Genomic DNA, 11406 nt, shown 5'->3' on the forward strand with positions numbered 1-11406 from the left:
GTTATGTCCCTTATCTCTCAAGAATCGATTCGTGCCTCTTCTGACAAGTTTCGTGAGGAATGTGCCGTGTTTGGCGTATACGGTCATCAAGAAGCGGCGAACCTCACCTATCTTGGTCTGTATGCCCTTCAGCACCGTGGTCAAGAAGGGTCAGGTATTGTGTCTGGGGATGGTGAGCGTTTCTTTCAACGAAAAGGCATGGGGCTCGTTGCTGATATTTATTCAAAGAAAACACTCAAGGGCTTATTAGGCAACCGTGCCATTGGGCATAATCGTTATTCGACCGCAGGAGATAGCGATCTAAAAAATGTTCAACCACTGACGGTGAATTTTGCCTTTGGTAATCTTGCGCTCGCACATAATGGGAATCTCATTAATGCGTCTGTGCTTCGCGGGGAGCTGGAAGCGTATGGAGCCATTTTTCAATCCGAATCCGACAGCGAAGTTATCGTTCACCTGATTGCCCATTCCCAAGGCGATACATTATTGGATCGTGTGATTGATGCGCTGAGTCTGGTCCGGGGCGCCTATTCTCTCCTGTTACTGGCCGATGATTATTTGATTGCGACACGAGATCCCTATGGATTTCGCCCTCTTTGTCTTGGACGTTACAAAGGGAGTTGGGTTGTGGCGTCAGAAACGTGCGCCTTTGACTTGATGGGGGCAGAATTTATCAGAGAAATCGAACCTGGAGAATTGGTTGTCATTAATAAATCCGGGATGACTTCTTATCATCCGTTTGCAGAAAAACCCCCTGCACAATGTGTTTTTGAATATGTCTACTTTGCTCGTCCGGACTCCAAAATTTTTGGATCAAATGCCGTCTATTCCATTCGGAAAGCCTTAGGCCGTCAATTAGCTAAGGAATGTCCGGTTGACGCTGATGTGGTGATACCCGTACCGGACTCTGGAGTGCCTGCGGCATTGGGGTACTCTGAGGGGGCCGTGATTCCGTTTGAGCTTGGCTTGACGCGTAACCATTATGTGGGAAGAACATTTATCGAACCAGAGCAAAGCATTCGGCACTTTGGTGTCAAATTGAAACTGAATGCTGTCCCGGATATTTTAAAAGGCAAACGTGTGATTGTTGTTGATGATTCAATTGTGCGAGGGACGACAAGCCGAAAAATCGTGAAAATGATTCGACAAGCCGGGGCAAGTGAAGTGCACATGCGTATTAGTTCCCCGCCAGTCGTCGCGCCATGTTTTTATGGTATTGATACGCCCACCCAGAAAGAACTCATTGGTGCCCGACAAAGCCTTGAGAATATTCGCAAGTACATTACGGCTGATAGTTTAGGCTATTTGAGTCTCGAAGGCATGCTGAACGTCGCTCCAGGACAAGCGAGCCATTATTGCAGCGCCTGTTTCACTGACCAATACCCGATTTCCTTCACTCGTGCAGAGCAACTTCAGCTTGGTCTATTCGAGCCTGTGCCATCGTCCAGTCAATAACATCCTCCCGGTTGCCCCCTTGTTGCTGCATAAAAAAATACTGTGGTAACATCCTTTATGATTCATTGACCGTGTTCTTTTTATAGAAATGACCGGCGTTGTGCTGAGAAAGGAGAGCATGATGAAACGATCTCTCGCAATAGGCTGTTGGTCAGTGGCCATTCTTCTTGCCACGAGTGTCATAAGTTTTTCTGCAGGGTTCTTTAAAATTGGTGAACCTGCCCCTGACTTTACCCTCACATCCTTAGAAGATCGTTCCATGTCGCTTGACTCGCTTCGTGGAAAGGTGGTGGTCTTGGGACTTTTTCATATTTGTGAACCCTGCTTGATTCAAGGGACGAACCTTCAAAAAGTGTATGAAGCCACAAAAGGGAAAAATGTGGCCGTGGTTGGCGTCAATTCCTCTGGTGACTCAAAAAGTCATGTGCAAGAATTCCTCAAAACCTTTCCGACGTCTGTGACGTATCCGTATTTATTGGATCCAGAACAAGTGACGGATAAGCTGTTCGGTGGAGGAAAGTTTATTCCGAATGTGTACATTATTGACCAACAGGGCGTGATACGATGGCAGCGTGTTGGCAATTTTAATATGGCAGGTCAGGACATCATTCTTCAGGAAGTTGAAAAATTATTACAAGCTGATTCGTCAAGTTCATCAGACCTCTAATCATGGCCTGTTCTCTAGACGATCAATTCGTTCATACTAAGGAAGGAACGCTAATCGCTTATGGATGAACTTGAAGCCGGGAAGCAAAAGTTTCTTGATGTGGTACAGAGTATCGACTCGACCGTTGAAGTCGTGATTCCTACAACTCCCTCGAATAGTCTTTTTCTCATTTCGCTCACCAAGGGCGCGAACCGTAAGTTCATTACGGTTCCTGAAGATGATGTGCTGGATTTGCCAAGCGAAGAGGATATCTTGGCCAAAACAACGACGATGTTGAAAGAAGCGATTGGAGCATTATGAAGCAAGTTCTGCCTCGAATTTGGCAATGGTCTTGGTTTTCAGAGGAAAAGCAGATTGATTTCAATGGATATTTACTCGAAGTTGGTGAGCATCGGATACTCGTCGATCCGCCGCCACTGACTTCGATTGAGATGGCGCAACTCCGTCAAGGCGAACAAATTGATTATATTATTTTGACCAATCGTGACCACGAACGAGAGGCGCAGACGTTGAAGACGGAGTTGAATTGCCAAGTGATTATTCCAGAAAGCGACGCGGCTGAAATGTCTGTTCAAGCCGATAAGACATTCAAGGACGGGGAGTTACTGCCAGGAGGTATTTGGGTGATTCATTTAGCCGATCAAAAATCACCAGGCGAAAGTGCTTTGTATCTTGAACAAGGAAAAGGCCTTCTCATCGTTGGTGATGCGCTGATTGGAAAACCCTCCGGTGCCCTCTCTCTGTTGCCTTCTGAAAAATATGCCGATATCGCTAAGGCGCGCGAGGGATTACGTCGTTTACTGAAGTATACATTTGATAGTCTTCTTGTTGGCGACGGCGCGCCGATACTGACAAATGCCAAGGCTGCCGTTGAAGAGGCCCTGCAGCCGTCTTGATCCGGTGATTCCTGCCATGTATGAATCTCAATCCACACAATTAAATCGTCTTGGGAATCAGCACTTTTCGCGTGGCTTCTATACCGATGCGTATTATTGCTATGCTCGCGCGTTGGAAGCTGATCGGCAGAGTGGGGATCAACGTGCCTTGGCCATGACATTGGGGAATCTCGGAAATATCTGTGCGGTGAGTGGCCGGAGGCAACAGGCGCAAACCCATTATCATGAAGTCCTGGAAATCCAAAAAATTCTTGGCGATGACCGCGGGATCAGTACGACTCTGGCCAATTTAGGAAATTTGTCGGCAGATGCTGGGGAATGGGATCGAGCACAAGCGTATTATTTAGAAGCGTTAGACTTGATGAATGATCATGCGGATTATGCTGGCAAGGCCGTGTTGCTTTCAGATCTTGGGCTCATTGCAAGGGAAACCAATCAATTTGAACTGGCTTTACAATACTACCAAGAATCTCTTACGCTTATGCGCCGTGTGGACAATCAAGAAGGACAAGCTGATGTCTTTCGCATGATGGCTCGACTCTATCTTGCGCAACAGCGGTATGACGAAGCCATTGCCTGTACCCAAACAAGTCTTGCCATGGCCGAACGTCTTCACGATGAGTTACGGATGGGAGGGGCGTGGTATATCCTGGCAAGTTGTCACGAAGCACAAGGATTATGGCATGAAGCCATTCAGTATTTAGAACGTGTCGTGAAAGTTGATCAGAAATATCATCTTCCTAAACTTCAAGAGAACACCACGCGACTCAACAATCTTCATAAACGTGTCACGACAATAGAATCACAGCACTCATTATGACCCAATCTCACAACGAAGTCTCATCTTGGCCTCAGGTTCGATCCTATTTGCTCAAACACATACCTGGATGGTCTTACGATCAGCCTGACGAACCGTTAACCTTGCAACTTGACGATGACGATTGGCTGCTAGAGGTGACGCCAGAGGGTGTGCTGATTATTCAAGCCGGGTACACACTCGAAGACATGCAGAGTATTCTGTCAGATGGAACGGCAGAAGATCTGGGTTCTGACGAATTAGCCAAACAAGCAAAGTTTTATTTACAACAAATGGTTTCTAAGCATCGTAAACGCTTGACCAGTGAGGGTTTTACCGAACGAACAGAAATGAACGATGAATATGTAGCTATGATGTTCGAACGTTCCATTGACTTTAATGATCTCCCCGCGATGACCGCATCAATCCAACTGTATCGCTCAAAATTTTCAGGTACACGTTCCTAATGTTATTCTTCCAGCCCAAGGGACGTTTTTTCACTTTCTGACGATATTCCCTTCACCTTGCCAGTAGTCATACAGTTATCGCGAATCCAAATAAGTTCCAGTGGTGCCTAGGCCACGAACGCTCAAACTCAACGCACCACTTGATGGTTCAATCTTTACTGAGAATCGCTAGAGTCACTTAATATTGTGGTATAGATGGCCTAGGACACGAACGCGTAACACGCCAGTGCTCTTTGTCAGTCCAACTCTTACTGAGACGCACTCGGCATACGAACCATGAGGGTTACAGGTGTCCTAGTAGCGACGATCGTTGTGTTATCCTGCGTAACTTTAATAGGTCACTGACGTTCAACACGGTTCTGCTCCTGAGGTGTCGACTTGAGGTCGCCAAGCCAGCGCGATGACTCACTTCAAACATTAGAAGGTTATACCCGCTTGGATTATAGCGAATACAAATACGTTCCAGCTCAACCATGAGGACTTTCAACGCGATATCCCATGTGTCAAGAGTACGAAAAGTCATTGAATCGGCTATAACTGACAATGATTGACGTTTTATCTCACGTATAGGATTTCAACATTGTACAAGTTGGGCTTTATCGTTTCGGTATAATTGAAACGGCTATACCCACGCATACATAAGGAGGATTCGGTGTCATGTCTACGACTCAGCGCATAGGTAACTTTGAAGACTTTCGTGAAGTTTTTTTTGGATTTCGATTGCCCCGTATTGTTTTGACAGCATTAGAGATTGAACTTTTCTCCGTCATGGGTAAGCAGCTCTGGACGATCAAAGCTTTAGCAAAGACTCTTAAGGTGAGTGAACGTGGGCTTGACATTCTCTGCCGGAATTTGGCGAGTGCCGGGTTGCTTCAGAAGCAAGCCACACGCTATCAATGCGGCAATGTGGCACAACGTTTTTTGAATCGTCATAGTCAACACTATCGTGGAGCCTATCTAAAGCTGATGTGTCGACAATGGGAGGATTGGTCTCATCTGACTCAGTCGGTGAAGACTGGACAGCCAGTTGTTGAAAAGGAGCCAGAGACTGTTGAATATCGTCGAGCGTTTAGTTGGGCGATGCATGAACGTTCACGAGATGCAGCTCGTCAGGTTGCTAGGCAAGTCAATTTCAAACAGGCGCATTCATTTTTAGATGTGGGTGGTGGCCCGGGCACCTATGCCTTGGAGTTCTTGGCAAAAAACCCAAAGTTATCGGCTACAGTATGGGATAGACCTGCCGCACTCGCGGTGGCAAAAGAAATTGCTGCCCCACTTCGACAGGGAAAACGACTGGCCTATCAGCCTGGAGATTTTCTGACAGATTCGATTCAAGGGAAGTTTGACATTATTTGGCTGTCGAATGTCATTCATATCTATTCAGCGGAGATGAACACCAGACTTTTTCGTCGTCTCCGATCTCATCTCAACCCCGAAGGTCGAATCTATATTCAAGATACCTTCTTGCTCGACAAGCATGGTCTTCGACCAGCAGAAACGAATCTCTTCGCTGTGACGATGTTGTTGTTCACTGAAACTGGCAATACATTTAGTGCGGTTGACGTTCAAAGTTGGCTCAAAAAAACTGGCTATACTCGTCCTGGAACCGTGAGGCTGAGAAAGGGAACTGGAGATTGGGACGGTATCCTGATCCAGGCATCTCGGTAGGAAATTCGATTCTACGATTCAGTGTCTCGCGCTTTTATTTTTTCAAGAGTGTCAGGCCCTATAGCCGATTTAATTAACTCTCAATGTTTGACGCGGGTAATGACGCTGGCTTGGCGACCTCAAGTCGACACCTCAGGAGCAGAACCGTGTTGAACGTCAGTTACCTATTGAAGTTACGTAGGATCACACAACAATCGTCGCTACGAGGACACCTGTAACCCTCATGGTTCGTATGCCGAGTGCGTCTCAGTAAGAGTTGGACTGACAAAGAGCACTGGCGTGTTACGCGTTCGTTTCCTAGGTCATCTATACCACAATATTAAGTGACTCTAGCGATTCTCAGTAAAGATTGAACCATCAAGTGATGCGTTGAGTTTGAGCGTTCGTGGCCTGGGCACCACTGGAACTTATTTGGATTCGCTTTAGTCAGGACGACAGTTCTGACAGGTCTCCCGGATTGCCAACAAGCTGAGCCGGGCGAGAAGGAGCCGGTAAATTTACGAAAAAGGTTGCCCCTTTTCCCAATTCACTCTTTACTTCAACATGTCCATGATGTTCTTGAATAATTTGATGAGAAATCGCCAACCCTAACCCTGTTCCTTCATGTTCCTCACTATGGTGTTTGGTTGTGAAAAATGGGTCAAAAATATGTTCAAGGTCATTTTGCGCAATCCCTGCCCCAGTGTCACGTACTTCAATTTGAACCCAGAGTTCTCCATCTTCTTGCGGGACGGTGTAGCTGCGAACCGTGAGGGTTCCTCCATGGGAGGACATGGATTCCGAGGCATTTAAAAATAAATTCAAGAGAACTTGTTTGATTTGCTGGCGATCAACATAGACGGTCGGTAAGTCATGCGCGAGATCAGTCTCAATGACGATAACCTCGTGAGATGCACGAACCCGTAAGGCATATAAACAGGACTCCACAATCTCATTGATATCTTCATGTTTTAAAAATGGTTCGGCTGGTCGTGCATAATCTAAGATTTCCTTGGTTAATCGTTCGATCCGTAAGACATCCTCTTTCACGACTTGCCCAAACCGCGTGACGAAGGATTCATCGGTGGCTCGTTCAGGAACTAAATCCACAAAGGCCTTAATCGATGTGAGGGGATTTCGAATCTCATGGGCTAAGCCGCCGGCCATGGTTTCTAAAGAACGCAGTCGATCTGTTCGTCTGACAAGGGCTTGGGAACGTTTGAGTTCTTCATAGAGTAGGGCATTGTCCAGGGCAATGGCGGCTTCGTGTGACAATGTCGTGAGGAGATCAATGTCCAGTGAGGTAAAGGCGGATGATGACATCTTGGACCCCAGGGCAAAAAACCCTAGCAATCGACCTTTGTTGATCAACGGAACGCAGACATCAATGGTGAGGGCATCAAGATTGGCTTTCAGGATTTGTAATGATGACGGTTCCAAGACATCGTCTAATTCTTCTCGTATGACCATAGCTTGTGTGCTAGAAAGGTGTTTCGGTAATCGGTCATCGAGCGTCAGTCTGGGCAATTGTTCCATATCTGTGTTGACGCCAAATTGTGAAATCGGAATAAATCCACCTCGTTCGGTCTCAATTAAATATAAGACGACTCGTCGAATACCCATGACCTGGCCCAGCATGTGAACAATTTCTCGAGCAAGGGGTTTGAGTTTTAAGTTCGTCACGAGTGACTTAGAAAATGTCGAGAGGGCTTGGTACATATCATGGCGCTCTCGAAACAGTGTTTTGGCCACTGCCGTTTGCATGCCTTCCATCAATCGGTAGGCAAGGGCGACCATGATCGATGCGACCAGCAAGATCAGAACCGTGAATTGAATATTCACCTTCCCAAAATAGAGGTGTTGAATGTAGAGCAAAATAGCTAAGGTGGGAATGGACAGTGCGACCATTAAAAACAGAAACGTCAGACTTCGTTCGACTGCAATGGAGAAATCCAACATACGGTACCGGACGAGTACATAGGCTGCGGCGACCACATAGAGACTGACGAGGATGGTGCCGTAGGGCAGGATGGGGATGTCGTACCACAGTGGAAAGTTGGTTGCTCCACCAATATACCCAATTAATGAACACAATAATAAATACAAGTGCTGAGTTCGACGGAAACCAGATGTATTGCGATACTCAGTTGCGAATAAATATGCGGCGTAGCCGATCGAAAACACGAACCAGAGAAGATAAAATGGAAAGGTGATACCAGGTTGGGGCCAATTGGCGATGCCATGTTGAGGGATAACTCCCTCGACAAAATGTGGAGTGAGATTACTGAGAAGAAAGAACGCGGTGAGAGCATACCCACTCCACAGCAATAGACGATGATTTTTTTGAGAACCGAGAAGCGTGACGACATGTTGAATATGGGTGATCGGAATGAGAATGGCTCCGGCCATTAAGATTCGAATGAGAACTAAAGCTGTCTCCGGATCATCTTCGAGATGCCAGGCGCAATAAAAGTAACTCCATAAGGATAGACTCAGACAATACAGTCCATACGTTTGATGTTTCGCATTATGTGGTGCTCGCGAAAAAATAAAGAGCCCGAGCCCTGAGCTAATCAACCCATTGATTAATCCACTAAATGCATAAAAATTCATGCTTCATCCTTATTAACCGACGGCATACTGGTAGGATTCCATGGCTCTGCGGCCTAAACATACGCCTGAACTCGTATTGTGTCGAACTGGTGAAACCCAAGTAGATGTAAAAAAAGGCCAGATGAAAAACGTGAGGCAGAATGAAATCTAAGAATATATAAAAGAATCTCTTAGATTACCACCACTTGAAGGACCTGGCAAATAGCGAGAAGGCATGCGAAAAATCATGAACCTGGAAAGCATGGGATGAAATGTCTTAGCTGAAAAGTCTAAAGCTTTGCTGGAGGAGGCTGGCTTCGCTATTTTGGTCAATTATAGCGAATTCAATTGATTTCTAATGTATGCGGAAAGGTCGCCTAGAGGACGGTTGTTGCGCACCTCGCAGGGTTGAAGTAGTTGCATGGGTGAGACTTGTTGACCCACTCTCGAGGAAATTCTAAATTATTTTAGGCAGCTTTTAAGATGCTGATTGCCGGAGAGTCGATTTGCTCCTTTTGAGCAAAGTTTTTTTTCACGGAAACAATATAGGCTTGATTCGCAAACGTACTGAAAACTTTCGTTTCGCTCCCTTCGCTGGTCGCGCGAATAAGTTGTTCAAGTTCATCGGCATCTGGAAAGTGAAAGAGCCCTTCTCCCTCTGCTTCACGAATTTTCCCAGAATTGTTTAATAATTGTCTGGCTTCTTCAATTTCCTCCGAACTTGATGTCTCTTGAACGAAATTGGTGAAAATTCGCGAAAGATCTGAATTGGGTTTTAAATTCGTCAGGACAAGTGACCCGCCTGGAGTCAGAACTCTTATCAATTCGCGTATGGTATTGGCTGGACTCTCAAGATATCCCAGGACAAGGTTAGAGACCACTTTATCAAAGGTTTCATCTTGAAATGGAAGTGGTTTGTTGAGATCGACGCAGTGAAACGCTGACGAGGTTCCGTCTGTATCTTGTTGATTGGATTCCTCGTCCTGCGATGTATGTGTCAGGTAAGTTGTTTGATAATTTTTTCTGGCATGCTGGAGTGCCGTCGGGACAAAATCAATTCCGACATATTCGAAGGGGCTGTGGTTTTTGGCTGTTCCCCGATTGATAGGAGTTTGCTTTTTTCTGAGTAAATGTAAGCCGAAATTACCATTTCCACAGCCTGCGTCTAAGACTTTTTCTCCAGATTTCACTGGACCCAATAACTGGACAATATGGTCAAGCAGTTGTTGGTAATCTGAGAAATTAACAATGTAATGAAAGTGTTCAAGGTAATCTTTCCAAAATCCTGACAACTCCACGGGTGGTTGCCCGGTTTTCTTCTGTTCACGTTCTATCTTATTTTGACGGCCAATGGCTTTCCGTGTGGGTTCCTGAAGAGAGGAGACTTGGGGGATGAGTGCGACTTCTTTCTGTGCTAATTGGACAAGTTCTCGATAGACCGCTTTGGCTTGTTTCGGACTTTCAAGTACGCGGTGCAATCCTCCAGGAATGACCATCCATTCGCGAAGTCGTTCATCAAATGCCTCTGCCACTGTCTGCGTAGTATGTGCTTCTACCCACGCATCGTGTTCAGCGCTGACCATCACGACGGGAACTTGAATACGTGCAATGTCGTGATACGTTGTCTCCAAATCTGAATACTGACCGGTCACTGCATCTTCAAGCCAATGATCCAGTTCAACATTAAAGCCCAGTACATTGGTGACTCCCTTGTCACATCCGTTTGTGTAGGCCGCAATTAAATCTTCCTGATGCACGGCTTGCAATGTTTTTCGAACATCAACGATTGGTGTAATCAAAAATAAAAAATCCACGGAAACATCATCGGCCACCGCTTTGATGGCGACTCTTCCACTGAGACTGGTCGCGACAATCCCTTTTTTACTCGAGGGCCATCGATCTTCGATATACTCGACGACAGCACCAAGATCTTCACGCATTGTAGTCAAGGTTGTGTCGAGATGCTCTCCATCGCTAATACCAACATGCTTCGTATGATCATATCGCAGTACGTGAAATCCATTTGAAGCGAAATAGTAGGCAAGCATAATATATTCGCGTTTCGTTTCCCCATACCCTGGCGAAAGGATGACGACAGGACTCTGGGCTGGAAGAGGGGTGCAAGGCGTATCGATATGTGCACGAATGATTTTCCCTTTTGTATTAAGAATGTCCACTGGTGTACTCACAATTGGAATACTCAGTGCTTTGACATTCGTGAGGACAGGAGTGGGGGATGGAGCTAGTTTGGAGTTCATTTTCCATAAGCCGTCACCGGCATCGAGAGGAATCAAGATTCCACGAAGATGGGTCGTGGCACTGTGTAATGATGCATCCCGCAAGAGAAGTTTTAATCGCTGCCAGCGTAAGTCATCAAGAGAATCATATGAGACATCGAGTTGCACTCGTGACCAGCGGCCTTCAACGGTATCGCCAATGGGGGAAATTTTTTCAACGACTCCAAGAATTTCTATGTCGAACTGTTGGGAATGGAAATGAAGTTGAAGTGACTGTGTGCGGGCAACGAGGGGGCATCCCTCAATAACGATACGAAGACTGGAGCGCGTCATGGTTTCCATGTTGCCTTCCCAGGAAGCTCCGTTACTCTCAAGTGCAACATGGGTATTGTGATAGCAATTGGACGACGGTCGTTCATGTGTCGTTTGAATGATTGTTGGCAACGTGTCCTGACCCGTTCGACTAGAATTTATTGGAGAGATCGTGGAATACATTTCGGCACCTCGTTGTTAAATGTTTTCTACTTACTTATTTATACTTGCTGCTTAGGCAAAGCCGATCCACAAGGCAGAGTGATCTGCCAACAAGCTTGAGGAGGTATGAAATATTAAGAGGAGGGGGAAGGAACGTGTATTGTTAACTCGTAAC

The 11406-nt window shown here is 46.0% G+C and carries 9 protein-coding genes; 7 read left to right on the forward strand and 2 right to left on the reverse strand.

What is annotated here, in order from left to right; translation table 11 throughout:
* Positions 1–3 precede the first annotated feature (3 nt).
* From purF to ACWQXP_RS04135, 7 genes are all read left to right on the forward strand, one after another.
* Positions 4–1455 carry an amidophosphoribosyltransferase gene (gene purF / locus ACWQXP_RS04105; RefSeq protein ID WP_454061573.1) on the forward strand — a complete coding sequence of 484 codons (1452 nt, stop codon included), beginning with the start codon at positions 4–6 and terminating at the stop codon, positions 1453–1455.
* 118 nt (positions 1456–1573) lie between these two features.
* Entirely contained in the window at positions 1574–2122 is a 549-nt protein-coding gene (locus ACWQXP_RS04110) for a peroxiredoxin family protein (RefSeq protein WP_454061574.1), read from the forward strand.
* 60 nt (positions 2123–2182) lie between these two features.
* Positions 2183–2422 carry a hypothetical protein gene (locus tag ACWQXP_RS04115; protein WP_454061575.1) on the forward strand — a complete coding sequence of 80 codons (240 nt, stop codon included), beginning with the start codon at positions 2183–2185 and terminating at the stop codon, positions 2420–2422.
* On the forward strand, positions 2419–3018 hold the full coding sequence (locus ACWQXP_RS04120; protein WP_454061576.1) for a hypothetical protein: 600 nt from the start codon (positions 2419–2421) through the stop codon (positions 3016–3018). The genes ACWQXP_RS04115 and ACWQXP_RS04120 overlap by 4 nt, the downstream gene beginning before the upstream one ends.
* Positions 3019–3034: 16 nt before the next feature.
* Complete coding sequence (locus ACWQXP_RS04125) at positions 3035–3838, forward strand: tetratricopeptide repeat protein (protein WP_454061577.1); 804 nt, start codon at positions 3035–3037, stop codon at positions 3836–3838.
* Positions 3835–4281, forward strand: coding sequence for a hypothetical protein (locus tag ACWQXP_RS04130; protein ID WP_454061578.1), 447 nt, complete (start codon positions 3835–3837; stop codon positions 4279–4281). The genes ACWQXP_RS04125 and ACWQXP_RS04130 overlap by 4 nt, the downstream gene beginning before the upstream one ends.
* Before the next feature lie 657 nt (positions 4282–4938).
* A complete protein-coding gene (locus tag ACWQXP_RS04135; protein WP_454061579.1) occupies positions 4939–5949 on the forward strand; it encodes a methyltransferase in 1011 nt (336 codons plus the stop codon).
* Between the two features lie 426 nt (positions 5950–6375).
* Here the strand turns inward: ACWQXP_RS04135 and ACWQXP_RS04140 are convergent, their stop codons facing one another.
* Positions 6376–8541: an ATP-binding protein gene (locus tag ACWQXP_RS04140; protein ID WP_454061580.1), complete on the reverse strand. Its 2166-nt coding sequence runs from the start codon at positions 8539–8541 to the stop codon at positions 6376–6378.
* A gap of 446 nt (positions 8542–8987) precedes the next feature.
* Complete coding sequence (locus tag ACWQXP_RS04145; RefSeq protein ID WP_454061581.1) at positions 8988–11252, reverse strand: methyltransferase domain-containing protein; 2265 nt, start codon at positions 11250–11252, stop codon at positions 8988–8990.
* Positions 11253–11406: the final 154 nt, after the last annotated feature.

This window comes from Candidatus Nitrospira salsa, assembly GCF_965152625.1.